This is a genomic window from Agarivorans sp. B2Z047, from assembly GCF_023373605.1.
GTDB classification, from domain to species: Bacteria; Pseudomonadota; Gammaproteobacteria; order Enterobacterales; family Celerinatantimonadaceae; genus Agarivorans; species Agarivorans albus.
This window is the reverse complement of record NZ_CP088080.1, coordinates 1,239,153-1,265,771: the sequence shown is the minus strand read 5'-3', so window position 1 is coordinate 1,265,771 and position 26,619 is coordinate 1,239,153. Positions and strand designations below refer to the sequence as shown.

The 26,619-nt window shown below is 44.2% G+C and carries 19 protein-coding genes; 7 read left to right on the top strand and 12 right to left on the bottom strand.

All coding sequences use genetic code 11. From position 1 onward, the window contains the following. Positions 1-83: 83 nt before the first annotated feature. Positions 84-2,555 carry a sugar-binding domain-containing protein gene (locus tag LQZ07_RS05870; RefSeq protein WP_152780384.1) on the top strand — a complete coding sequence of 824 codons (2,472 nt, stop codon included), beginning with the start codon at positions 84-86 and terminating at the stop codon, positions 2,553-2,555. 62 nt (positions 2,556-2,617) lie between these two features. On the opposite strand, the gene LQZ07_RS05865 is transcribed toward LQZ07_RS05870, so the two are convergent. The 5 genes from LQZ07_RS05865 to LQZ07_RS05845 all read right to left on the bottom strand — a co-directional run bounded on the left by LQZ07_RS05865 (position 2,618) and on the right by LQZ07_RS05845 (position 10,457). Next, entirely contained in the window at positions 2,618-3,595 is a 978-nt protein-coding gene (locus tag LQZ07_RS05865) for a LacI family DNA-binding transcriptional regulator (protein ID WP_152780386.1), read from the bottom strand. 95 nt (positions 3,596-3,690) lie between these two features. Next, entirely contained in the window at positions 3,691-6,624 is a 2,934-nt protein-coding gene (locus LQZ07_RS05860) for a beta-galactosidase (protein ID WP_249483563.1), read from the bottom strand. A 312-nt stretch (positions 6,625-6,936) separates the two neighbouring features. Further along, positions 6,937-7,944 (bottom strand): Ldh family oxidoreductase, encoded by a 1,008-nt coding sequence (locus LQZ07_RS05855; protein ID WP_016403219.1) that lies wholly within the window; start codon positions 7,942-7,944, stop codon positions 6,937-6,939. 14 nt (positions 7,945-7,958) lie between these two features. Then, positions 7,959-8,975 (bottom strand): zinc-binding alcohol dehydrogenase family protein, encoded by a 1,017-nt coding sequence (locus tag LQZ07_RS05850; RefSeq protein ID WP_152780390.1) that lies wholly within the window; start codon positions 8,973-8,975, stop codon positions 7,959-7,961. A gap of 9 nt (positions 8,976-8,984) precedes the next feature. Beyond that, positions 8,985-10,457 carry a mannitol dehydrogenase family protein gene (locus tag LQZ07_RS05845; RefSeq protein WP_152780392.1) on the bottom strand — a complete coding sequence of 491 codons (1,473 nt, stop codon included), beginning with the start codon at positions 10,455-10,457 and terminating at the stop codon, positions 8,985-8,987. 341 nt (positions 10,458-10,798) lie between these two features. Here LQZ07_RS05845 and LQZ07_RS05840 point away from each other — a divergent pair, with 341 nt between their 5' ends. From LQZ07_RS05840 to LQZ07_RS05825, 4 genes are all read left to right on the top strand, one after another. Continuing rightward, on the top strand, positions 10,799-11,728 hold the full coding sequence (locus LQZ07_RS05840; RefSeq protein WP_016403222.1) for a sugar kinase: 930 nt from the start codon (positions 10,799-10,801) through the stop codon (positions 11,726-11,728). A 28-nt stretch (positions 11,729-11,756) separates the two neighbouring features. Next, positions 11,757-12,386, top strand: coding sequence for a bifunctional 4-hydroxy-2-oxoglutarate aldolase/2-dehydro-3-deoxy-phosphogluconate aldolase (locus LQZ07_RS05835; protein WP_152780394.1), 630 nt, complete (start codon positions 11,757-11,759; stop codon positions 12,384-12,386). Between the two features lie 10 nt (positions 12,387-12,396). Next, positions 12,397-13,488, top strand: a complete 1,092-nt coding sequence (locus tag LQZ07_RS05830) for a mandelate racemase/muconate lactonizing enzyme family protein (RefSeq protein WP_152780396.1) — start codon at positions 12,397-12,399, stop codon at positions 13,486-13,488. Positions 13,489-13,706: 218 nt separating this feature from the next. Beyond that, a complete protein-coding gene (locus LQZ07_RS05825) occupies positions 13,707-15,362 on the top strand; it encodes a sugar porter family MFS transporter (protein ID WP_256471410.1) in 1,656 nt (551 codons plus the stop codon). Between the two features lie 73 nt (positions 15,363-15,435). Here LQZ07_RS05825 and LQZ07_RS05820 read toward each other — a convergent pair whose 3' ends face one another. Then, on the bottom strand, positions 15,436-16,215 hold the full coding sequence (locus LQZ07_RS05820) for an FCD domain-containing protein (protein WP_016403226.1): 780 nt from the start codon (positions 16,213-16,215) through the stop codon (positions 15,436-15,438). A 343-nt stretch (positions 16,216-16,558) separates the two neighbouring features. On the opposite strand from LQZ07_RS05820, the gene aldA reads away from it, so the two are divergent. Both aldA and LQZ07_RS05810 read left to right on the top strand, forming a co-directional pair. Beyond that, positions 16,559-18,007, top strand: coding sequence for an aldehyde dehydrogenase (gene aldA / locus LQZ07_RS05815; RefSeq protein WP_152780398.1), 1,449 nt, complete (start codon positions 16,559-16,561; stop codon positions 18,005-18,007). 239 nt (positions 18,008-18,246) lie between these two features. Next, positions 18,247-19,608 (top strand): RICIN domain-containing protein, encoded by a 1,362-nt coding sequence (locus LQZ07_RS05810; RefSeq protein ID WP_152780400.1) that lies wholly within the window; start codon positions 18,247-18,249, stop codon positions 19,606-19,608. 113 nt (positions 19,609-19,721) lie between these two features. Here the strand turns inward: LQZ07_RS05810 and LQZ07_RS05805 are convergent, their stop codons facing one another. The 6 genes from LQZ07_RS05805 to LQZ07_RS05780 all read right to left on the bottom strand — a co-directional run bounded on the left by LQZ07_RS05805 (position 19,722) and on the right by LQZ07_RS05780 (position 26,524). Continuing rightward, the gene (locus tag LQZ07_RS05805) at positions 19,722-21,353 is read right to left on the bottom strand and encodes a methyl-accepting chemotaxis protein (RefSeq protein ID WP_152780402.1); all 1,632 of its coding nucleotides are present in this window, start codon (positions 21,351-21,353) and stop codon (positions 19,722-19,724) included. 149 nt (positions 21,354-21,502) lie between these two features. Then, complete coding sequence (locus LQZ07_RS05800) at positions 21,503-22,135, bottom strand: aldolase (RefSeq protein ID WP_152780404.1); 633 nt, start codon at positions 22,133-22,135, stop codon at positions 21,503-21,505. Then, the gene (gene otnK, locus LQZ07_RS05795; RefSeq protein ID WP_152780406.1) at positions 22,128-23,378 is read right to left on the bottom strand and encodes a 3-oxo-tetronate kinase; all 1,251 of its coding nucleotides are present in this window, start codon (positions 23,376-23,378) and stop codon (positions 22,128-22,130) included. The genes LQZ07_RS05800 and otnK overlap by 8 nt, the downstream gene beginning before the upstream one ends. A gap of 90 nt (positions 23,379-23,468) precedes the next feature. Next, positions 23,469-24,992, bottom strand: a complete 1,524-nt coding sequence (locus LQZ07_RS05790; protein ID WP_152780408.1) for a tripartite tricarboxylate transporter permease — start codon at positions 24,990-24,992, stop codon at positions 23,469-23,471. A gap of 20 nt (positions 24,993-25,012) precedes the next feature. After that, entirely contained in the window at positions 25,013-25,495 is a 483-nt protein-coding gene (locus tag LQZ07_RS05785; protein WP_152780410.1) for a tripartite tricarboxylate transporter TctB family protein, read from the bottom strand. A gap of 60 nt (positions 25,496-25,555) precedes the next feature. Further along, on the bottom strand, positions 25,556-26,524 hold the full coding sequence (locus tag LQZ07_RS05780; protein ID WP_152780412.1) for a tripartite tricarboxylate transporter substrate binding protein: 969 nt from the start codon (positions 26,522-26,524) through the stop codon (positions 25,556-25,558). Between the last annotated feature and the right edge of the window lie 95 nt (positions 26,525-26,619).

Below are 26,619 nucleotides of genomic sequence, written 5' to 3'. Positions count from 1 at the left end.
CTGTTAGCCCACCGCCCGGTGGGCTAACTATTTCCCCTTAGCTCAGCAGCTATCACTCCCTATTTTTTGTACGTCGAGATTTCATGTCTATTTCCAGCAATACGCCTAAAGCATCACGCCAAACTATCGATTTTAATGCTGATTGGCAGTTCCAATTACAAACAGCTAACCAAACAACAATTGAAGCAGACTGGCGTAGCGTTACCCTGCCCCACGACTGGAGCATTGAGCAGCCATTTTCATCTGAACTCGAAGGTGCAACGGCCTACTTGCCAGGCGGTATTGGCTGGTACCAAAAAAGCTTTGATATGAAAGAGCTAAAAAAAGGCCAACGGGTGTTTATCTTGTTTGACGGGATCTACAACAACGCTAGTCTTTGGCTAAACAAGCAATTACTAGGTAAACAGCACTATGGTTACTCACCATTTTACTTCGAGATAAGCCAGTATTTAAAACCGAGCGATAATCAGCTGAAGATAAAAGTAGACCGCAGTCGGATAGCCGACAGCCGTTGGTATCCCGGAGCAGGCATTTATCGAGAAGTAAAATTGATAACCGTAAACCCTGTGCATATTCCCATTTGGAGTAGCGTTGTTGATAGCATAGAAATAAATCAAGGCTTCGCTCAAATACTGCATAAGTTTAAAGTAGTTAGTGAGCAGCTAAATCAACGTATTCAAATAGATAGTCATATTGTTGAGTTACACACCGGGCGCCCGGTTGCCAGTTATCAACATCAAGCAACACTAAGCAACAAAGAACAAGCTTTTGCCTTTAGCTGTGACATATTGCAACCCAAACTGTGGTCTCCCGATTCCCCAACCCTCTATCAAATGACCACCAAGCTAACTGCTGGCTCTAAAGAGTTAGATTGCATCACTACACGCTTTGGCCTTAGAGATTTTCATTTTAACAGCCAACAGGGCTTCTTCTTGAATGGGCAAGCCACCAAAATTAAAGGTGTTTGTTTACATCACGATGGTGGCTTAGTGGGCGCAGCTGTGCCAGAAGCGGTATGGGAACGTCGACTCACTAGGCTAAAAGAAGCTGGCGTAAATGCGATTAGAATGGCGCATACCCCTTCATCTGAAGTGCTTCTATCACTGTGTGACCGTTTAGGCTTTTTGGTTCAAGACGAGTTTTTTGATGAATGGGACTTCCCCAAAGACAAACGCCTAAACATGAATGAGCAGCATAATGATGCAGCCTCGCGAGGTTATGCGGAGCATTTTCAAACTCACGCCAAACAAGATCTCAAAAATGCCTTAAGAGCTCACATTAACCACCCATGCATTTTCATGTGGAGCATCGGCAACGAAATAGAATGGACCTACCCAAGAAATGTAGAAGCAACCGGCTTTTTCGATGCCAACTGGAATGGCAATTACTTCTGGAACTTACCACCAAACTCTCCCCAACAAATCAGCAATAAACTCAAGACCCTGCCTCATCATAACTACGACATAGGCAAAACAGCCCATCAATTAGCGCAATGGGTGCGCGAAGAAGATGTATCAAGGCCCGTTACTGCCAACTGTATATTGCCCTCGGTAAGCTATTTAAACGGCTATGCAAAATCCTTAGATGTAATTGGCTTTAGTTACCGACAAGTGCTTTATGACTACGGCCACCAGCATCATCCTCAGCTTCCTATCATTAGTAACGAAGCATTGCCCCAATGGCACGAGTGGAAAGCGGTAAGTGAGCGCCCACACGTAGCGGGTTTATTCCTATGGACCGGTATTGATTATTTAGGTGAAGTGCATCAGCAGTGGCCAACTAAGGCGCTGGCTGCAGGCTTGCTCGATACAGCTGGCTTTAAAAAAGCACCCTACTACCTGTTTCAATCACTGTGGACCGCCACGCCCATGGTGCAAATTCATAATCAGGTATTTGATGAAGAACGCTTTGTATACAAAACCGATAGTTTGAGCCTTGAAGAGCGCGACCCACAAGCTTGGAAAAGAAAACTGTGGATTTGGCCAGAGCAACAACAACATTGGAATTTTAGCAGCAACCAATTAATCGCCATTGAAGTCATCAGCAATTGCCAAGAGGTAGAGCTGCAACTCAACGGGCGAACAATTGGCAGTAAGCAACTTGCTGACCAAGCCGATAGAATGTTTCGTTGGGCTTTGCCGTTTCAACCTGGCGAGCTAGTCGCTCTAGCTAAAAACAATGGCAAAGTGTTGGCAACCCACCGCCTTAGCACCACCCAAGCCGCCAGTGACTTAGTGGTGACTCTTGAAGGCGCTCCTTTACAGAAAGGCCAACCGGGTTACCAACACTTGGTGGTACAACTTGCAGATAGTGAAGGAAAATGGGTTAGCCATCAAAACACCCAACTAAGTTTTGAGCTAACCGGTCCAGCCGAGTTAGTAGGGCTAGATAATGGCCACCCAGCCAGTGTGCAAGCCTTTAACGCAAGCCACATAGACACCCATCAAGGTCGAGCCCTAGCCTTAATAAAATACACTGGAGAAAAAGAAAATATTCTAGTGAGAATTACTACACCCGAGGGCTTCTTTAAAGTACAACGCTTTATACTTGAGTAAGTCTAGGCGATAATAGGCGATAAAGAACAGCAAGCTAGCCTAACTAGCTTGCTGTTCTAGCATTAAGCGGTTGCTCCTAAATCACTTAAATAACCCAATTCTTGGTCTGAGTAACGCTCTTGAAGCTGCGCCATAAACACTTTGGGAATAGCCTGCTGCTGGCTACTTAAAAAGCTTAAGGCTTGCTGCGCCATTGCCTGCACTGGGTAATAGAGAGTGCTATAGCTGGCTTTGCTGTCTGCTGCATTATTGGATGAGCCAATAAATTCAAATGGGTTAGTGCAGCCCAACTGCTCTTTTAGCTGTTGCCATACCGGCCAGCTCAAACGAGCAGACAGACAAATAAAAGCCGATGCAGGCGAAGATAAAGCATCACTACTCAAGCAGTCGTTGGGATCATGGGATAAGCGACTAAGGGTAATGTTAGCTTGCTGAAATGGGCTATCTATATGGCTTAAGGCTTGCTCAATAGCGCAGTACTGCTGCGCTTCACACATTACCGTAATATGTTTGTGACCGTGCTCTACCAGCAGCTTTACTGCTAGCCAAAGGCTGGTAACAATGTCTAGGTGCAAACACTGTTTGGCATAGCTTGGTAAATAACGTTTAGCGACCAATAAACCGGGATGTAAACGCATAAATTCGCCCAGTCTCGCTTCTTCCATATAGACACTTTCAAAATATAAGGACTGTACTCCAAGGCTTAAGTAGTTTTCTAACATCTCAATTTCTTGTGCTTCTGAATGCGCACCAGAAACTAAGTGTAGCGGCATTGAGTTACTGGACGCTTCTGCAGACAAAGCCTTTAGCAAGGTTGCGGTAAGCGGGTCTTGTATCGACTGCACAATCATCGCTGGACCAATTTTGGGGTTGTTGGTGAGATTTTGCGCATGATAATTTGGAATAAAGTTCAGTGCTTTTATCGCCTGATTTACTTTTTCCACTTTGGCTTCGCTAACAAAGGTGGTTTGATTAATTATTCGCGATACTGTGGCAACAGACACGCCAGCTTTTTTTGCTACGTCTATGATAGTGGGCATATGTTTCCTTACTACGCGTTTAGTGTAATGATTTTTATAGTGATTTAGATAAAACAAAAGACGAGCTAGGCTCGTCTTTTGGCTATAAGCAGAGCCTACTTCACCAGCTCTGGGTAACGCTGTGGATACAGCTTACGGTTAACTTCTGCTGCTCCTGCTACCAGTTTTTCATAGGGCGAGTCAGCTACAGTGACAAAACCATTGTTGTAGTTTTCTCCGTCCCAAGCTCGACCAGTAGTTGGCGAATCTAGGTACTGGAACCAATGCGCACCAACAAAGTAAGGATTAGCAATAACACTATCCATATAGTGGGCATACTTCTCGGCACGCCCTTGTTGGGTATCGGCAGCCACTAGACCAGGGTGGAACATCCCGCTGTCGGTAGCACCAAAGTGGAACTCACCAATAATGCTTGGCATATCCAACTCGGCAAGGTGGCTCCAATCGCCCTTCGACATGTCGTTGCCGTAGAGGTTGTAGCTCATTACATCTACATATTGGGCAGCACTATTCGCAGCTTCAGGAGTGATCCCCCACTCGGTAAAACGCGCACCTAAGTAAAGGTGGTTAGGTAATACCTGCTTCATCTGTTGCTGTACAATCGCAAAGTAACGATCAGAGTGGTCAGCCAAGAACATGCTGTAATCGGCTTTAAGAGCGTCGTTCAAATCACCTTGATGCACATAGCCTTTAGCCAGTTCATCCCATGATTTAAGTTCGCTTCCCCATGCCTTGTTCAGCGCCTGGATGTCTTGCGCATATTTCGCTTCTAACAAGCCAACAAACGCAGCTTTAGCAAAGCTATCTTTAGCATCTGCACGCAATGCAGCAATCGCTAAGGCATAGTGGTTAGCGTCAAACTCGGTGTTACCCCAGCTCATTTCGTTATCCACAAAGGTGCCTATACACCAAGGATCTTGCTCTACTTCTGCGGCAACTTGCTTAGCCATTGTTTTCACCGACTCAACAAATTCTGGGTCGTAAGGATCGTGCATTGGCCCCCAGTAATCGTTACCGGTATTAATGCGTTGGTGATCGCCCACAATCCAACCGTTTGCTACGTACGCAACTTTTTGATTACCGTAAAAACTTGGATCGGCCCAGTTACCTAACGAGGTAAAACCCCAATCCAACATACGAGCCAGCGTTACGTCGCGCCAAACCGCAATCGCTTCATCGCGAGAGTCAGGCGCATATTTGCGCTGCAAGTTAGCACTGTAAAAGCTATAAACCTCGCCATGCTCAAGCGGGCCGGTGTGAATCATGGTGGAATATTGATAGTTTTGCGCCAAGGCATCTTGGTAGCTAGGTAACCAAGTAAACATGCTGTTACGTAACTGCGAAGCCACTGAACGGGCATCTTGATTATCTACATAGCTGTCTTGAGAAATCTGGCTAGGACGCAAGCTAAGATCTTCCGACAACACCAAATCGGTAAAGCCAACACCGGTGGTGGTGTAGGTATCATCCATGCGAATGTTGTCTAAACCCGTGGCAAAATACAGATAACCGCTTGGGTCAACTAAAGACCATTTTCCATCTACTTTTTCAGTTCTAAAGTAACCCGTCGCTTCTAGTTTAGGTCCACTCTTCCAACCACCATATGGCGTACGGTCGTCCATCGGTTTGGCCGAATCGATCAGCTTAACATCGGCTTTTGCATGCGCCTGTAGCTCTTCAGCTGAGTGAATTTTTTCTGCCCAGTCTTCATTGGTAAACTGACCAAATTCATCCAGCAAACCTTCATAGCGGCTGGTATCGGCACTCAAATTAGGCACTAAACGAATGTTGTCGATAACTAAACTCAGGTCTTTTTGCAGATCTTGCATATAGAGTTGGAAGCTAACAATATTGCTTAGATCTAGCTTCTGCTCACCCCAACCAAAGTTGATTGCTTGCGCTTGATAAGACTTCTTCGGTGGCTCGCCTCGCATTCCAGAATCAAGCGTTTTCGCTAGCTCTTCTAATGTGAAGTAGTAAGTACCCGCTTCGCCTGCTGGCAACTGAACATAACCAGTACGACTATGGATAACACCATTTGCGCTCCCCCCTTGCTTCTCATTTACGTCATCGTCTACGCGAATAAATAGTTGTGCGCCGGCATCACCAATATTTTCAATATCAAGGGCTAAGGTAAAGTCACCATGTTCAGACCAGTTCCAAGGTTTATCTGCACTAAAAGTTACGCTGGGGTAAGACGCGTCTGCGGAGTAATCAATTTTAAGGCCTTTACCCTCATCACGCTTCACTGAGGTGATGGTTGTGCCATGAGTCTTGCTAACAATGCCTTTTGAGCCATCATCAAAATCAGACAACGCTAAAAGAGTTGGAATAGGTGCAGCAATAACTTCCGCTTCACGCGCTTCCGATTTCACAAAATCGCCGGTACGTTCAATAAAGTTAATGTCACGAATTACCACTTCTTGCGCAGCGATAGGCCCCACTGAATAGAATTGGATTTCGGCAATGCTTTTTAGGTTTAACTTAGCACCACCGCGGTAGCCGTCGATATTCATTTGTGTACCGTTAAACAAAAAGTCTACGGTGGTAGTTTTGCCCGCTGGCAAAATAATCGGTAAATCAACTTGGTTGTCGGCCGATCCCATAATGCCAATGTTATCGCTCACTTTCATTTCGATGCGAACGTCTTCACTGCCTGGATTTTCTAGGGCTACTTTTAAGCCGCCTTTGGTATTCCAATCCCAAGGGCCTGCCTTAGAGTGGATTTTTACGTTTGGCCATTTAGATTGCGCCTCGGCTTCAGAGATCGCATCAAAATTCATCTTTAAGCCATCTTTACTTTGCTCTGCGGTTTTCTTAAGCACCGAGAACTGACTATGACTATTGGTAATTTTTTCTAATACTGCTGGCTCGGTGAAATCAAGCGGCGTTGCCGCGCTGGTCATATCACCCGAAGTGGCTGCATTTTCACTAGACTGCTTAGTGTCATCTGCAATGACGTTTGATGTAGATACCCCAGCTAATACAACTGATACTAGGATTGCTAAGTTGCTCTTTTTAAACAACACAATATTTCCTCCCTTAAAAGGATAACCAAAACCAATATTTGGACAACCACTAAGCAATATTGGATAACCAGATCACAAAATTAGAACACCAATTCAAGTTCTAATGTGAGCCAAAGCGATATTTGGAAAACTCAATACCAATAAAAAAGTCATTAAAAACAATAAGTAATACCAATAAGAAAGGCGCCGTAACTAAGGGCTAGTCACAGATAAAAAGAGGAGAAACCTAGGTGCCCGCGGAACCATTGCAGGAGAGCACCTAGGCTAGTAGCAACACAGAGCGACACCATATTGCTACCTTTTTTAAAACACTTAGCTCACTAGGTAGTCGTAAACACCTTGCGCAACCGGAATGCCATTAAGGTCGCACTCGGCACGATAAGCCACTTGAAGGTCATTTGGCGCAAGCACTTTATCAACACCCGGAACCGGTGGAACTTCGTGTAGTTCTTTCACCATTGCAGCCATCATCACTGCAAACATAGGGTTACCGAGTTTCTTAGGATCAATCACTATCACTAAGCTCGCCAACTTACGCATTTTTTCGTAGTCACCATACATTTTCACAATGTGGTTACCGAAATTAGCGCCCATCAAAATGCCCGTTAGCGCATCAATCGCTAACGCAATGCCTGAACCTTTATGTCCACCAAAGGGCAGTAAGTTAGCCACTTTATGCGGATCGGTGGTTTCGTTACCCTCTGCATCAATAGCTAAACCTTTGCCAATAGACTTACCGGTTTCTTTGGCGTGCAGTAACTTGCCGTATGCGGTTGCACTGGTAGCCATGTCAATAATCATTGGCGTTGAGCCTTCAACCGGAAAACCAAAGGCAATTGGGTTGGTTCCCAAAAACTTAGCTGCGCCACCATGAGGGGCTACACAGGTATCGGTTTGAGTCATACCAATGGCAATCATACCCGCATTTGTGGCTTGCTCCATGAAGTATGAAAGCGCCCCACAATGCGAGGTATTCTTGACACTTACAAAACCTAAGCCGGTATCAGAAGCTAGGTTTATGCCGTGTTTGGTGGCAGCAATAAGCGCCGAGTGGCCCATACCATCATCAGAGTCTAATACCGCTACCGAAGGCGATACTTGCTCTACTGAAAATGTTGCTTTAGCGTTTAAGCCCCCCTTGGCTAAACGCTCACAGTAATGTTCTACGCGCATAACTCCGTGTGAATGAACACCGGTAGCATCCGCATGTATTAATACTTCGGTTACTTCCTTGGCCGTGTTTTCATCAAGGCCAGCGGCAATAAGTTTGTTAAGCGCAAGTCCTTTTAACTCGGCTTCCTTTACGTGTACTGTTGTCATATTTACCTGCGCGACTAAAAATTAATAACGCCCTTAATAAGCGTTGCGTTGTTCACTACATCTTGTTGGTAAGAAAGACCAACTGTGTCAAAGTCATAATCACGGTTTTTCATGATGTTCTCGTCGATTTCGCCTTTGCTCATTAACTCAATCACGCGCTCAAAATCTTCACGAGTGGCGTTGCGACTGCTTAATAATGTGGTTTCTTTTTTGTGGAATGTTGGGTCGTCTAGCACCAAGTCACCGATGTACAAACCGATGAATACAATCTTGCCGCCATGGCGAATTAGATCAACACTGCGGCTCATAGAGCCTTTGTTCCCAGTGGCGTCTAATAAGGTGCATGCCAAGTTGCCGCCAAAGGCTGCTTTTAGGTCATCAACATAATTTTCCGCAAGAGGGTTTAAAGTTTTAATGCCTAAGGCTTTTTCTACATGTGCGCGGCGCTCATCACTTACGTCTGCTACTACCACTTCTGCGCCATTGGCTTTAGCAATAGCAGCTGCCGCTAAACCGATTGGTCCAGCACCTACTTGCAGCACTCGTTGGCCAGCTTTAACTTCGGCGCGACGCACCGCATGAGCACTAATAGCGAAACATTCGATTAATGCACCTTGGCTATCGCTAACGGTTTCTGGCAATTTAACTAGGTTGCTTTCAAGTACGCTTAGGTACTCTGTAAAGCCGCCATCTTGGTGTACGCCATATAAAGAAACATTCTCACAGCAGTTAGTTTTACCTTCTGCACAAGCAGAACATTCGCCACAAGGAATACACGGGATAACCGAGAAACGCTCGCCCACTTTAGCGGTGCTACAAGCACTGCCAGTGGCTTCAACTACACCACTAATTTCGTGGCCAAGTACCCGCGGGTAGCTAAAAAATGGCTGACGACTAGCAAAGGCATGAATGTCGGTGCCACAAATACCTACTGCTTTAACTTTCAGTAGTACTTCGTTTTCGGCAAAAGACGGTTTCTCTCGCTCTACATACTCAATTGAGAATGGTTCGTTACAAACTAATGTTTTCATTGATATTTCCTAATTCGCTGCAATGGAGTCTACAACTGACTCAATGCCGTATTCTTCGATAGAGGCAAATGCTGATACCACCTGTTGGCTAAACTTGGCGTTATCTTTAGCAAGCGTTCCAAATATTTTGTTAATTGCTAACAAGGCTTTCGCTTGGTCTAGCGCTTCGCCGTTGCTTTCCACAATTTGTTTAAACTCGTCGGCTAATGGGTCAACAATTTGCTCACCCGCTTTTACAGCGCGAATAACTGAATGCATCCAACCTGCGATAAGAATTGGCAAACAAGTTACTTTTAAGCCGGCATTTTGTAGGTGTAATAAGGGATCAACCGCGCGTTGTGGAAGCTTTTGAGAGCCGTCCATCGCGATCTGTGCAGTTTTGTGTTTTACGTTGGCGTTACTAAAACGCGCTATCAATAGATCGGCGTATTCTGGTAAATCAACGTTAAGGCTTGGGCTTAATGACTTAGCTTGCTCTTGAGTCATCAGTTTTAGCGTTGCCGCTTTAAACGCTGGATCTTGCATGCATTGGTATATGTACTCGTAACCAGCAAGCGCGCCGTTATATGCTAAGAACGAGTGACTACCATTTAACATGCGCAGTTTCATTTCTTCGTAAGGCAATACATCAGCAACAAACATTGCACCGGCCAAATCCCAATCTGGGCGACCAGCTACAAAATTGTCTTCTACTACCCATTGACGGAAATCTTCACATACCACGCCACAAGGGTCGGCATAACCAACTTCAGCTTCAATAGCGGCAAAGGCTTCGGCTGTCATAGCTGGGCAAATTCGGTCAACCATAGTGCTAGGGAAGCTAACATTTTGCTCAATCCAGCTGGCCAACTCTTTATCTAACTTACGAGCGTAAGACAACAAAGCATTCTTAGTTAGGTGACCATTCTCAGGAATGTTGTCACAAGACAATACGCTAATTGGCGCTAAGCCATTGTCACGACGAATTCGCAGCGCTTCGGTAATTAAACCTAAGGCCGATTGCGGCTGCTGCGGATTTGCTAAGTCGTGTTTAATTAGTGCGTTTGCTTCATCAAGCTCACCCGATTGTGGGTCAACACAGTAACCTTTTTCGGTAATGGTTAGCGACACTATTGCTACTTGTGGCTCGGTTATTTTAGCAATGGCCGTTGCAATACCACTTACAGGTGTATGAATAGCTTCGGTAACGGTACGAACTAAGCGAGAAGTCGTGGTGTCTTTAGATTTTTCAACAACACTAAACAAACAGTCTTGAGCAACTAAGTTGGCAACTAAGTCTTCGCTACCAAACATGTTAATTTCACAAATGCCCCATAACTCGCCAGATGCTTGGTTAGTTAAGTCGTTGTATACCGCTTGGTGGCCGCGATGAAACGCGCCAAAACCTATGTGAACAATCTTAGTGCTTAACTGTTCCCTGTCGTATGTTGTTGCTTCATTAAACCGATCTTTACACTGGCTTATTTGATTACTTGCTGCCATTCACTCACCCAATTGTTCAACCAATACGGCATTTATACCGACAAAGCGGTTAGATAGCCGTGACTATAATCACAAAATGGTAAACCAATGCAGCTGGAATGGCTAACAACAATACAGTAAATAGCAGTCCAATATTGTTTAAGATCAATAAAAACAATCAACAACAAGACAAAAAATTCATTTAAAATAACAACTTAAAACACACTAGCTAAGATTCGATTTAATTTATCCATGTTGAGGCTCTAAAAACCATTTTGGTTGACCAAAATGAATTCATCCCATACCATCAACATCATTAAGGGATTAACCCTTCTTATTAATTCAATCAAATAGGACAGGTCATGTTTAGCGAGATATTAAGTTTTGGCGAACCCATGTATGAATTCAGCCAAATAAAGCAGTCTAAAGCCATGGAGCCAGATTTTTTAAGCGGCTTTGGTGGCGATGTTTCTAACTTCGCCATTGCAGCAGCACGTCAAGGCGCCAACGTAGGCATGATCACCCATTTAGGGGACGACGAATTTGGTGAGCAATTTAGAGCGCTGTGGAAACGTGAATCTGTAGCAAGTGATTTAGTAGTAAGTAACGCGAGTGCACACACGGGCGTCTATTTTATTACTCATAATGAAGAAGGGCATCACTTTTCATTCCTAAGAAAAGGCTCTGCAGCCAGCCTTATTAGTAAGCAGCAACTTCCTGTTGAAGCGATAGCCAATGCTAAACTGCTACATACTACTGCAATTACCCAAGCCATTAGTGACACCAGCTGTGACGCAGTTTTTGCCGCCATTGAGCTGGCGCGTAAAACCGATACCTTGGTCTCTTACGATACTAACCTACGCTTAAAGCTGTGGTCGCTTAATCGTGCCAAAGCCATCATCAATGAAACCATTAGCCAGGTAGACATTTGCTTCCCTAGCATTGATGAAGCACAACTACTTACCGGCCTTACACATGCCGATGAAATTATCGATCATTACTTACAGTTAGGCGCCAAAATTGTTGTGCTAAAACAGGGCTCAGAAGGCGCAACAGTGGCTAACCAACACGAGCGATTTAGCATCAAACCCCACAAGGTAAGCGCTGTAGACGCAACAGCCGCGGGTGACTCATTTGCTGGTTCATTCTGTACCCATTATGTACGCGGCGCAGAACTACAAGAATGCCTTAAATACGCTAATGCTACCGCTTCTATCACCATCACTGGCTATGGCGCTGTAGCGCCGCTACCTACTCTTGCTCAAGTAGAGCAACGTATCGGCCTTAGTTAATTTTACTTTTAATATTACGGACAAAAACATGGAAAATTTAAACTCTCTGCTGAAGCAATTTAAAATAATTCCAGTAATTGCTATCGATAAAGCCAGCGACATCGTGCCACTAGGCGAACAGTTAAGTAAAAATGGTTTGCCAGTTGCCGAAATCACTTTCCGCTCAGACGCCGCAGCAGAGGCAATTCGCCTACTTCGCGAAGCACAGCCAGATATGCTAATTGGTGCAGGAACCATCTTAAACGAAGAACAAGTAATAGCTGCTAAAGAGGCCGGTGCTAGCTTTATTGTTTCTCCAGGTTTAAACCCAAATACCGTTAAAGCCTGTCAGAAGCACAACATTGCTATTATTCCTGGCGTTAATAATCCGTCAACGGTAGAGCAAGCATTAGAGCTAGGTTTAGACACAGTGAAGTTCTTCCCAGCAGAAGCCTCTGGCGGCATTGCCATGCTTAAGTCATTACTTGGTCCATATACCAACATTCAAGTAATGCCTACTGGTGGCATCAATCAAAACAACATTGAAAAATACTTGGCATTACCCGGCGTTTTAGCCTGTGGTGGCACTTGGATGGTAGATAAATCACTTATTAATAAGGGCGAATGGGATACCATCGGTCAATTAGTGAAAGACATTGTGGCGCAACTTGCCGAGTAAGAGAACAAACATGAATACAGCAATTAAATCAGTTACAGCGCGTTTGTTTAAAATTCCTTTAGCGGAGATTTTATCGGACGCCAAACACGGCGATCACGACCACTTTGAGTTAGTGACCACCACCATTACTTTAGAAGACGGCAGTGAAGGTACCGGTTATACCTATACCGGCGGTAAAGGTGGCTATGCCATTAAAGCAATGGTAGAGCACGACTTAGCACCGGCTCTTATCGGTAAAGATGCCAGCCAAATCGACGAAATTTACGACTTTATGGAGTGGCATATTCACTATGTAGGCCGTGGTGGTATCGCTTCTTTTGCCATATCTTCGGTAGATATTGCCCTTTGGGATCTAAAAGGTAAGCGTTTAAATCAACCTTTATGGAAAATGGCTGGTGCTAAAAACTCTAGCTGTAAAGCGTATTGCGGCGGTATCGATTTACAATTTACCACCGAAAAGCTACTGGCCAATATTCAAGGTTACTTAGATAAGGGCTACAACGCGGTAAAAATTAAAATTGGTCGCGCCGATGCCAATGAAGATATTGCTCGTATTAAAGCGGTGCGTGAACTAATTGGTAAAGACGTTACCTTTATGATCGATGCCAACTACTCATTAAGTGTTGAGCAAGCCATTGCTTTATCTAAAGCCGTAGAGCAATACGATATTACCTGGTTTGAAGAGCCAACCATTCCAGATGACTACCTAGGTTACGGCAAGATTGCCGATGCCACTTGTATTCCTTTGGCTATGGGTGAAAACCTACATACTATTCACGAATTTGAATATGCCTTCGAGCGCGCCAAGCTTTCTTTTGTGCAACCCGATGCTTCAAATTGTGGCGGTATTACTGGCTGGCTTAAAGCCGCCCGCTTAGCCGACCAACATGGCATTCCGGCATGTTCTCATGGCATGCAAGAATTGCATGTGAGCTTAGTGTCTTCTCAACCCAACTCTGGCTGGTTAGAAGTACATAGCTTCCCAATTGATGAATACACCAAGCGCCCATTGGTGGTTAAAGATCATCGTGCTGTAGCACCAGATACGCCAGGTGTAGGTGTCGAGTTTGACTGGGATAAGATTAAACCTTTCGAAGTGTAAATCGCCCCTTCTTTAAACACCGCCCTAGCGCGGTGTTTTTTTTATGCTTGTTTTATAGCTCCCCCTGCTTCAGCTTAGACTCTCTTCTGATCTGTTCTGCTCCCTTCCCCTTCTAACAACAAAAAAATCAATAAAACACCACGATTGATAACCAATGCACACAAAAGATCAACCAATGTCGATCTTGATCGACAAATTGGCTAACCAAACATGCTTAAATAACTTCCGAAAATAACCTTCTAAGAGGAACAAAGATGGACATAAAAACATGGAATGCTTACAAGTATGCGTTAATTGTGGCTATTGGCGGCTTTGTATTTGGCTTAGATGCCGCCATTATTTCCGGCACAGTGCGCTTTATCGCGTCGGAGTTTTCCCTCACTGATTTGCAAATTGGCACTGTAGTAGGCGCGCCAAGTTTAGGTGCAATTTTGGCCTTACTAGTCGCCGGCAAAACTGCCGACGCCCTAGGCCGTAAAAAAACCCTCATAATTATTGCTGGTCTATACGTTGTCTCAGCCTTGCTATCAGCTTTAGCAACTAGCTTTATGATGTTAACCATGGCGCGATTTATTGGCGGACTAGCCTTTAGCTCGCTTTCTTTAGCCTCTATGTACATTGGTGAAATAGCCCCAGCTAAACAGCGTGGCAAGCTCGTCTCGGCGAATCAATTTAACATTGTGATTGGTTTATTAGCGGCTTACTTCATTAACTACTATTTAGTGCTGCATGTAAGCGAGAACTCCTTATTGTTTGCCCCCGATACCGTATGGCGAACCATGTTAGCTTCGGAGCTTATTCCAGCGGTGCTTTGGGTGATCTTACTTTGCCGCGTGCCAGAATCTCCTCGCTGGTTAATGATGAAAAACAAACAGGAACAAGCTAAAGAAGTACTGCTAAAACTATTGCCAGAGCAACGCGCCGAAGAAGTACAGGCTGAGATTGAGCAGAACCTAAAAGAACATCAGGACACCAGTAGCATTACCGAACAACTTAAGCTGTTGTTCTCGTCGCCAATGAAAACCATTTTTGCGATTGGTTTTATCATGGCGGTTGTACAAGGCATAACCGGTATGAACGCGATTCTGTTTTATGCCCCCACAGTGTTCGAACAAATTGGTTTTGGCTTAAATGCCTCGTTCCAACAAGCTATCTACATTGGCATAACGAGTGTGGTATTCACGGTATTAGCTGTTTTCTTCATTGATAAAGTTGGCCGAAAGCCACTGCTTATCTTTGGGCTATTAGCGGTAGTACTAAGCCACGCAACTTGTTGGTACGGCTTTAGCAACGCCAGCTACAGCATTAATCAACAAACCATCGATAAACTAGAAGAGGTAATCGATACTACTCCACTTAAAGCCCAGCTAAATAGCCAATATGCTGATGATGTAAGCTTTAAGGAAATGCTAGCCACTAACTATGATGCCGATACGCTGCGACTAAGCGAAGGGCATATTATTGAAGCCGCCATTTCGGTCAACCCAATTGTTATTCTAGTGGGCATTTTGGCCTTTATCGCGGCTTTCCATATTTCTATTGGGCCAATTATGTGGGTACTGTTTTCGGAGATTTTCCCTAACTCGGTACGAAGCGTTGCGATCCCATTGTTTGCATTGGTCACCAGTGTTGCCAGTTACTTAATCCAGCAGTTTTTCCCTTGGCAACTAGCCAACCTAGGTGCAGCAAATACCTTCTTAATGTACTCAGTGTTTGGCTTAATAGGCCTATTACTGCTGTGGCCACTGCTGCCAGAGACTAAGAATAAAACCATTGAGGAGATTGAAGATACTTTGGTAAACAAGCGCAACCAGCCAACCACCAGCGCAGAAGTATCAGATAACCCGGTAGGCAGTAACGCACCTAGTGCATAACGTTTAGCTGTTAAAGCCAAATAAAAAAGCCGCTAAATTTTCATTTAGCGGCTTTTTCTTATAACAATTGTAATTAATGGCTTTCGGTAAAGTTGCTATCAAATTCCATTGCGAAGAAGTAATCGTCTAAATCAGTATCGCTATTGTCAGAGCTAGCTATCTTAAGTAACTCTTGCTTACTGTTCTCGATATGTTGCCACACTGCCTGCTTAGCATCTTCTGGAGAGCGTTTTTGTAAGGCTAACAAAATGCGTTTGTGGTCATTAATCCACATCGACTGCAAACGCTCTTCGTGTAAAAACTGATGATTAAGCTCATTCCACAACGGGTTGGTGGTACGTACCGTGCTCCACATGTCAACCGCTTGGTTAATCAGCACTCGGTTTTGAGTCGACTCAGCAATTAAGCTATGGAATTGCTGATCTAGTGCTTCAAACTTCTCGCTGTCGCCATTTATCTCACTCTCTTGCAGTTGCAGTACCTTTTTAAGTTCACGTAGCTCGTTGAACTTAATTTGAGTGGCGGCAAATCCGGCAATGCTGCTTTCGATAATCTGACGCGCCTGGAGTAACTCAAAAGGTCCTACATCACTTTTTGGCAATATAGTACGCTTGTTAACTTTTTCAGGAGAATCAATGAAGTAAATACCAGCACCTTGGCGAACCACTACCAAGCCTTTCAACTCCAGCATAATTACAGCTTCTCGGATAGTTGCGCGGCTGGTTTCAAATCGTTCGCTTAGCTCTCGCTCTGATGGCAGTCGTTCACCCGCTTTAAACACGCCTGAAAACAACAATTCCTCGATTTGCACGCCAATATCATAGTAGCGACGCTTGGTATCCATCTTAGCCATAATGTCATTTAACCTTTGGGGAAATATAGAAACTATCTAACTTTTGGTAAATCAATTCAAGTAAGTTCTAGACCGAAGCCTGAATAGTAACGCCTTTTAGCGCGTATCGGTAGTCAACCACAACTACCGATGTCTCATTTTGATCTAAATTGTACGACTAATAATAAATCACGCCTTAAATACATGAAATTTAGAAAATATTCATTTACCAAATGAATTTCTACAAAATTGACAGAATAACTTGTGAACTTCATCACTTTAAAGGTTAACCTTTATGGCGTAGAATGCACAAATTGGTTTACCAAATTAGTTTTATCTCCACTGGGAATCTAAAGGAAGTTAGATGAGCACAGTTACTCACAAAATGTTTATCAATGGTGAATGGTTAGAATCAGCTACCGGCAACACCATTGAAGTTGTAAATCCAAGTAACGAACAGTTGGTTGGCTATGCTCCGCAAGCGAGCCGTGAAGAAGCAGCTAATGCTTTACGCTCATCAGAAGCGGCTCAAAAAGACTGGGCTAAATTACCGGCACAAAAACGTGCAGAACTAGTAGCAGCACTAGCAGACGAACTAGAAGCAGACGCTGAGCGTTACGCCGAAATGATTACCCAAGAACAAGGCAAACTGCTAAGTGATGCACGTGGCGAAGTAGCCGGTTCTGTTGGATTTTTGCGTTACGCTGCTGAATCAGCTCGCCGCATCGAGGGCGAGATAGTAACCAGCGAAAATCAAGACGAACAGATTTGGATCCAACGTGTGCCTTTTGGCGTAACCGTGGGCCTGCTGGCTTGGAACTACCCGCTAGCACTTGCGGCACGCAAACTAGGTAACGCCTTAGTCACCGGCAATACCATGGTAGTAATGCCACCAGCAGACACTCCGCTCACGGTATTAGAGTTCTCAAAACTAATCGCTAAAGTAGGTTTCCCTAAAGGTGTAGTAAATATTGTTTCAGGTTTAGGTGGCGAAGTAGGCGACGAGTTAGTGCGCAACCCTATTACCAAGCTTGTGACTCTAACCGGTAGCTCGGAAGTGGGCTCTATTTTATACCGCTCTGCTTCAGAGAACATCACAGCACTAAACCTAGAGCTTGGCGGCAAAGCGCCGTTTATCGTGTTAGACGACGCCAACATCGACGAGGTGGTTGAAATCGCGGTTAATTCAGGCTTTGGCAACTGTGGCCAAATTTGTACGTCTAACGAGCGCATGTATATCCACAAAGCGATTTACGCAGAGTTTATGGATAAGTTCATCGCTAAAGTGAAGCAACTTAAGATAGGCGACCCAATGTTAGCTAGCACTAATGTTGGCCCTAAAGTTAATGCTCGCGAAGTAGAAAAACTGGTTGAAATGATCAGCAAAGCCAAGGCCGAAGGTGCAACCATCGCTTGTGGTGGGGGTAAACCAAGTGGCGAAGAGTTTGCCAATGGTTACTGGTTTGAACCTACCGTGGTTACCGATGTAAACAACCAAATGGACATAATGAAACAAGAAGTGTTTGGCCCAGTTGTAGCAGCAATGCCAATTGATAGCCTGGAGCAAGCATTACAGTATGCCAACGACATTGACTTAGGTTTGTCTGGCTACGTATATACCAACGACATGCGCAAAATCATGCAAGTTGTTAACGAATTAGAGGTCGGCGAAATCTATGTTAATCGCCCTAATGGTGAGCTATTAAATGGCTTCCATACAGGCTTTAAACGCAGTGGTATCGGCGGCGAAGATGGGAAATACGGCTTGGAGGGATACTTGCAGAAGAAAACCATTTACCTGAACTACCAGTAATCTTTTTTAATTCCTTTTGACAATTGTTAGCACTTTGCCTTGGTAGTCATACCAAGGCCTTTTTTTATCTGCCCTTCCGAGATCTTGCGCACCAAAATCGCCCTTCTACAAAGTAAAAATAATAACTTGATCACACACCTTACAACAGGTTAACAATGAGCATAAATTGATCGACCAGATCGCATAAATAGGTTAATAACTGTGCGATATTTGTTATCACACTAAACAGGGAGATAACAATGAAAGGATTCACTAAGCACCCACTACTATTAGCCTGCGGTTTAGGTTTATCACTCAGTACTTATGCGGCAGACTGGGATAATATCCCAATTCCAGCAGAGCTAGACCCAGGACAAAGCTGGGAGTTACAAGAAAGCTATTCAGACTCTTTTAACTATTCGGGTAAGCCAAGCTCCTTTACCAGCAAATGGAAAGACGCTTACTTTCATAACTGGACAGGCCCTGGCCTCACCTACTGGTCAAGCGATGAATCGTGGGTTGGTGATGGTAACTTAATTATTAGTGCATCTCGCCGCCAAGGCACTAACCAAGTTAATGCTGGGGTAGTCACCTCTAAAACCAAAGTGAAATACCCAATTTTCTTAGAAGCCAACATTAAGGTAAGCAATTTAGAGCTTTCTTCCAACTTTTGGTTACTAAGTGAAAACGACCAGCGCGAGATTGATGTTCTGGAAGTGTATGGCGGTGCCCGCCAAGACTGGTTTGCCAAAAACATGTCAACCAACTTCCACGTATTCTTCCGTAACAACGATAACTCAATTAGCAGTGACTTTAACGATCAAACACACAATACCCCTACTTGGGGCAATTACTGGCGTGAAGGCTTCCACCGTTTTGGCGTTTACTGGAAAAGCCCCACCGAAGTGACCTTCTACATTAATGGCCAAAAAACCACTAAAGGCGCTTGGAGCCAAGTGGTAATGAAAGATAAAGATTATACCGGTGCCATACTAGATAAAAGCCGTTACAACATGGATCAAGAAATGTTCATTATTCTTGATACCGAAGACCATTCTTGGCGCTCTGAAGCAGGCCATATTGCCACCGATGCAGACCTAGCAGATGGCGATAAAAACAAAATGTACGTAGATTGGATTAGGGTTTACAAACCTACTGTTGGCAGCACTACTCCGCCAACAGGCGACATTACTCCACCTAGCGGTTATACCAACCTTCAAGTGGCCCACTCTAACTTATGCCTAGATGTAAAAAGCGGTGCATTATGGAACGGCAGCACCTATCAACAGTGGTCATGCAACACCGGTAACAATAACCAGCGTTTCCAATTTACCGCTTTAGGCAACAACGAATACAGCATTAGCGCAAAAGTAAGCCAACTATGTATGGAGCTAGCATCTGGCAGCTCTGCAGACGGCGCTAAAGTTCAACAATGGGTTTGTAACTACGCCAATACAAGCCAAGTATGGAGTCTTGTAGATAAAGGCAGCAATACCTTTGAAATCCGCAATAAACAAAGCGGCAAGTGTTTAGAAATAGCAAACAATTCGGGCGCTAATGGCGCAGATCTTAGACAATGGTCATGTGATGGAGGTACCAACCAACGTTTTAAATTCCAGTAGTATTTTTTAGCAATTCCTTCCTTTGGCCAGTGGTGATAATACCACTGGCTTTTTTTCGAGTAGGTAAATTGCCAGCGCCCACCAACTGCATACCAAATCCTTTACGATCGCTGTTACACAGTAAAGTGTTCAACCTTAGAATCTATGTTTTGCGAGGTGCTTCGTGTAGCAAGTGCAATATCGTTTAGTTGATTAGCGATATTGGATAAATCACTGGTCATCTCAGATAGCCCTACCAAATTCTGATTGATGTCTTCTGCCACGATACTTTGCTGCTCGGTTGCCGCCGCGGTTTGAATAGACATATCTTGAACCTTCTCTGTAACACCTAATATTTCAACCAAGGCCTTACTCGCTCGTCCAGACAACTTAACCACTGCTTGCGCACCCACAACGCTGTCTTCCACCGTGTCTACCGCTTGTTTTACCCCGTCTTGTAAATTAGTAATCATCTCTTGAATATTCTCAGTAGACTGGCGGGTTTTACTGGCTAAGTTTCGAACTTCGTCGGCCACAACAGCAAACCCCCTGCCTTGCTCTCCTGCACGGGCTGCTTCGATCGCTGCATTTAAAGCAAGTAAATTAGTTTGCTCAGAAATACCTCGAATCACATCTAATACTGTTACAATTTGCTCTGAGTTATTAGATAACTCTTGGATAACTACTGAAGCCGAGCTAATTTTATCCGATAAACTCTCTATTTTTTGCACCGACTGCTCTAAGGTTTCTTGGCCATTTATTGTCACTTTATTCACGGTTTCCATCTCATCGGCTGTATTACTGGCGCTAAGTGCCACCTCTTTTATTGCCACACTCATTTGGTTAACAGCGGTAACAATAGCCTCCATGGCTTGATATTGTGATTGGCTTAATTGTGAAGATTTTTCAGCTTCACTTTTTAGTAAAACAGTTTGCTTATCTAAAGAGCTAGATTCATTTTTAATCCCTTTTACCAATTGAGCCAAAGAGCCTACAAAGTCGTTAAACCCAGCGACTAGCTGGCCAATTTCGTCTTTACGTGTAGATTCTATTCTTCGCTGTAGATTACCGTCTCCAGAGTTAACAGAGTTGATTCCCTCTGTTACTTGCTTGATCGACTGAGAGATATATTTAGGAACGAACCAAGAACACAAAACGCTGATAATAATCACCATTGCGACCATAGCGATAATGACCTTTTTAAACTGGCTAACTTTGTTGGCTACCAACGATTGCTGCTCGGTCATTAAGGCTTCAACAATATCCCCTGCTACTTTAAATTGTTCCCGTAGTTGCTCAAATGCGCTTTCATTAGCAGGTATTTGTTGCGCATTGCCCGTTTTAAGTTGCTGCTCTACCAAAGAAAAGACGTTTTCATGCTGTGTTTGCCAACCACTATGCACTTGCCTAAAAGATGCTAAGTGGCTTAAGTCGCTGTTTTGTTCACTCATCAAGGTTACAAAGGTTTGCATTCCATCAAAAGCTTGCTGAGCATTTTTGATGGAGTCTTTATTTAAAGATTCAAATTTGGAGGGGCTTAACTCACCTTGAAATAATAACGCTTCTGCTAAACGTGCTTGATATAGATCTCTGTCTGCAGCTGTAACAGCCGCAATGCTAGGACTGTATACCCTAGAAAAATCCTGCAGCTTTTGATCTAAAAAAAGCGTTGCATAATAAAAGTAACCAGCCACAAACACGAAAAACAAAGCCTGAAAAACAAACACTAAAGTGTACTTTCTTCTTAAACTGCTATTAATATTCATCAGTTTTCCTTGATCAAAAAACCGTGGTAGCTTGAATTAGCGATAGGAAGCGCATTGTGCAAGTACCACGTCCAAAAGGCGCTGCAAGCACTACTTGGCGCTTACAGCCTTTGTTGGCTAAGCTTTGCTAGCTCTTATTGTTGTTTGGTTTAAATTCCTTTATTGGCCAGTATTTGAAGATTGTCATCAGAAATATAAGCCACGTTGTTATCTTTTAATAACAAGGTTAGTTTTGCTGTTTCCTCTAGCTCTTCTGCATTATCAACCGCGTCCAGTAAATCAATACCAGTGACGACCGGCCCGTGATTCGCTAATAGGTAAGCGCGATGTTTGGGTGCTAACGCAGCTAACTCAGTAGCAATCATCGGATCACCAGGGTTGTAATAAGGCACTACAGGAAGCTTGCCAACTCGCATAACGTAATAGGGTGTAAAGGCCCTTATAGCGTTGTCAGTATTCAAGTTTTTTAAGCTCGATAAAGCGGTCAAATAAGTTGAATGTAAATGCACAATCGCCTTACAACTTGGTCGATTTTTATATATAGCCAAGTGGAAACTCACTTCTTTAGAGGGCTTATCTCCGCTAATGTGCTCACCTGATTGACTAATTAAGGAAAGGGTATCGGGCTCCAACCTTCCAAAACTAGAGCCCGTAGGGGTAGCCAGAAACATTCCATTATCTAGCTGAACAGAAATATTACCGGCACCTCCAGTGGCGTAGCCCCTATCAAACATAGATTTTGCGAGTTCACAAAGTTGTTTACGCTGTTGATGTTCATTCATGGATCAGCTCCTGTGCTTTAGCAAAAAAATGCGGATCACCAAAGTTGCCAGACTTTAGCGCCAAATATAGGGTTTTATCTAAAGCTCTAACCCAAGGTACGCCAGGCGCTATTTGGGGACCAATACGTAAACCATTCACCTTTAGAGCTTGGGTAACCGCACCAGAGGTTTCTCCCCCAGCCACAATAAAGTTTTGCACTCCTTTGTCTGCCAATAACACCGACACCTGTGCAAAAAAACGCTCGATAGCTTGGCTAGCTTGCTGTTCACCATACTGCTGCTGTACCTTTGAAAGAGCTTGACGATCAGCCGTGGCGTAAATCATTGGGGCATAGGTACGCTGGTTATCCAACACCCATTGCGCTAACTCTTCAGGATAGTCTGACTGATTAAAACAACGTTCAATATCTAGGGCATGAGAGGCTGCTTTAGCTTGATAAAACGCCACTTGTTGATTAGTCATGTCTGAACAAGAGCCCGATAACACCACCGCTGAAGAAGGCTGCGGACAAGCCTCAACACTTCGTCCGATGTGAGAGACTTTAGGCCAACAGTGAGCAATTCCAGCAGCTAATCCAGATCCTCCTGTGACAAGAGGCAAGTTGGCGCTGGCGCTAGCAATAACGTTCAAGTGCTGCTCATCCAGAGTATCTAACACTAGATATTTTGCGCCTGCATCGGCAAGTTCGGCCATTTTTGCAGCTAAATATTCATTACCTTTAGCTAACTCGGGATAAAAAATATTCGCGGCTTTGCCTTGGCTTTGCTGCTCCATCATTCTGGCAACATTAGAATCAACCATAGGTGTCACTGGGTGATGACGCATGCCCGACTCGTTAAGCAACTGATGATGAACAAATAGCTGGCCATTAATCACTGTTCGACCATTAACAGGCAAGGCCGGACAAACAATTGTGTATGGAAAATCTAAGGCCGCTAATAGAGCATCGGTAACCGGCCCTATATTTCCTGCTGCAGTGCTATCAAAAGTAGAACAGTACTTAAAATAGAAACGTTCACACCCTTGATTTTTTAGCCATTCCAGTGCGGCTAAGGAGTTCCCAACAGCCAGCTCTACAGGACAAGAGCGAGACTTTAAGCTCACCACAATTGCATCGGGTTCTTCTGTAATATTTTGCTTAGGTATGCCGCTAAATTGTATCGCGCTCAAACCATTCTCAACCAAAAAGCTGGCGATGTCGGTTGCTCCGGTAAAATCATCAGCAATGATGCCTAATCGCATTACAAGGCTCCTTCACTGCCTCTTGAGCAGCTAAGTTAGAATTAAAGAAAAGCTGCATTACAGATAGGTAACACAGCTAAAGTTAGTGAGTTAAGCGCTACGCTTTGCTTTTAAGCATTGACGAAGCTTAAAGAACCCTGAGATACCAATAGCGGCAAACATAACCGAACTCAGCACTAACGAGATTGGTCGTTGGACAAAGATATCTAAGTTACCTTGGCTAATAATTAGCGATTGTAAGAAGGTGCTTTCGGCCATGCCTCCCAACACCAAGGCTAAAACAGTGGCAGCTGGAGAGTAGCCGTATACCTTCATACCAAAACCAACTATGCCCATAACAATTAGCATTGAGGTCTCAATAATACTGTTGTTAAGCGCATAAGCACCGACCACACAAAGAATGACAATCACTGGCACAACTAAGCGATAAGGGATGTCGAGGAACTTAACAAACAGTGGTATAGCAACAATACTAAGAATGACTAACACCATATTGCCCATATACATGCTGGCAATTAGGCCCCACACTAAATCTGGATTACTATCAATTAACATTGGACCTGGCTGTAAACCCCACATCATTAAGGCCCCTAGCAATACTGCGGTTGCCCCCGAACCAGGAATCCCCAATGCAATGAGCGGCACCATAGCACCTGCCGATGCAGCGTTATTGGCGGTTTCTGGCGCAACCAAGCCTTTCATTTCGCCTTTACCAAACTTCTCTGGCTCTTTAGCGACTTTTTTCTCTACCGAGTAAGCCAAAATAGAACCAATTGTGGCCCCAGAGCCTGGTAATACACCGGCAATAAAACCAATTATGGAGCCTCTAAAGAAAGTAAAACGAGACTCGAAGTAATCTTTGGTATTTGGCCAAAAGTCTTTAGAGAATAACGAAAAGCTCACTCGCGATACCTCTTGTTTATGTTGGCCGGTATAAATGCAATACAACAACTCACCTATACCAAACAAACCAATAGCAACCGGAACAAAATAAATGCCACCAATCAGCTCTGGCGAGCCAAATGTATAACGCTGAGCGCCACTTACTGAGTCAACCCCAACCATTGCAATAGCAAAACCAAATAGCGCTGACACCATGCCATTAAGTCGGTTATCTCCCATCATAGTTGTGAGCAATAACAAACCTAACATAATGATTAAAAAGTACTCCGACGGCCCAAATGAAGACGCAAATTGAGCTAATAAGGGCGCGAAACCGCAAATTAAAACTACGCCGATAGTACCGCCAACAAAAGATGCAATGGCTTGCATTACCAATGCTGGGCCAGCTCGACCTTGCTTAGCCAACGGGTAACCATCCAAAGTTGATGCAACCGTGGCCGATTCCCCCGGAGTGTTAATTAAAATAGAGGTAATGGTGCCACCGTACATCGAGCCATAGTAAATCCCCGACAACAAAATAATTGCTGTGGTTGGATCTAAGCCAAAGGTCATCGGTATCAGTATCGCAATACCTGCTGCCGGACCAAAACCAGGGAACAGTCCCACAACCATTCCTACAAATGCGCCTACCAACAAGAAAAACAAATTGGTGGTGGTAAAAGCAACCGATAAGCCAAATGATAAATTGGCAAACATTTCACTTAAAAACATCTTACTAACCTCTTCCTACGCTAGTAGAAGTAACTTAACAAACCGTCGGGTAAACCCGCTTGTAGCCAAACATCAAACAGCAAATACACAGCCCCAGGAAACAGCACCGCATAGCTAATATTTTGTTTAGTTTTCCCAGGATTGAAGTACCACAAAAACAACAACATAAAGACAATCATGGCAATAATGGCTCCGGCACTATTTAGCACCGCAATCAGCAAGCCAACCAAACTGGCTATGACTAAGGTATCTTTGGCATAGGTCGGCTGCTGAACCATTTCCTGTTGGCCTTCAGCTCCAGCTTGTTGCTGTTTAGCCTTTACAGCTGCTAGGTCTTTAACCGTGTTTATTCCAGTACAAATAATGAGGCCAATACCGATAATCAACGGAAAGTAGCCCGGACCTGGTCTTCCATTTACATCATAAAGATCCAAAGTGCTGAACCCATAGATGGTAAAGGCCAAGGAAAACACTAATGATCCGATTGAAAACCAATGTCGCATTGTTACATCCTTAACTCGTTATAGCGGCGGCAAGCCGCCGCTGACTGCTCTTTAATACGCTTACTTCTTAATTGCGCCAATCTGCGTCAACACTCTTTCAAAATCGGCACTGGTGGCTGCTAAATTTGCAGCAAAGTCTTCACCCCAAACCGTGTTTCCAGACAGACTGTTTGTTTCTAGGTATTCTTTCCACTCTGGAGTTGCCACTACTTTTTGTAATGTTGCCACCCACCAGTCACACACTTCGCTATCGATACCAGCAGGCATTACAACCCCTCTTGGTAAGGAAAATGCGAAGTCATATCCCTCCTCCATAAAAGTGGGAACTTCAGCGTAAACGGTACTGCGTTGGGCTTCTGAATAAGCCAATGGACGGAAATTGCCAGCCGTTATTTGGCCAGACACTTCTGAAGGGTTAGCTACAATGGCATCAACACTATTCGATGTAAGCGAAGTCACCATACCGCCGCCATCTTGCGATGGAACATAGTCGTAATTAAAGCCCGCGGCTTCGGCAAACAAGCTGGCTACTACACGCTCAGGACCCGCAGCTCCGGTGCCACCTATAGTGACCCGGTTTGTTTTGGCATACTCAACAAAATCTTTCGCCGTTTTGAAGTCAGAGTCTGCTCTTACTACAATAAACATCGCATCTTGTGCCAACAAACCAATTGGAGTGAAATCGCGATAAGTCCAGCCCGTATTAGACACTAACGGTGTACCTAAGAAGTTACCGCTGGTAGAGCTCATGTTGTATGGGCTACCTTTCTTTTGGGCTACGTAGTTAAAACCAACCGCGCCACTGCCACCCGCAAGGTTATCTACACGAATGTTCTTAGAGTAAAACTGGTACTTTTTAAGAATATCGACCACAGTGCGAGACATCAGGTCGTTACCACCACCCGGTCCGAAGGCAATGGTGTAATTTAAACGCTTTGTAGGGTAATCAATATCGCTAGCTAAGCTAAGTGGCGAAGCGATTAAAGCAGCCATCATCGGCAGCGCAACAAATTTTTTCAGTAATGACATCTTATCTTCCTTAATTATATTTCTAGGTTGCCGAAAGCTAAGTGCTTTAACTAAGCACTAACTCACAGTTTCCACTCTTGGAGATGCTGTACATC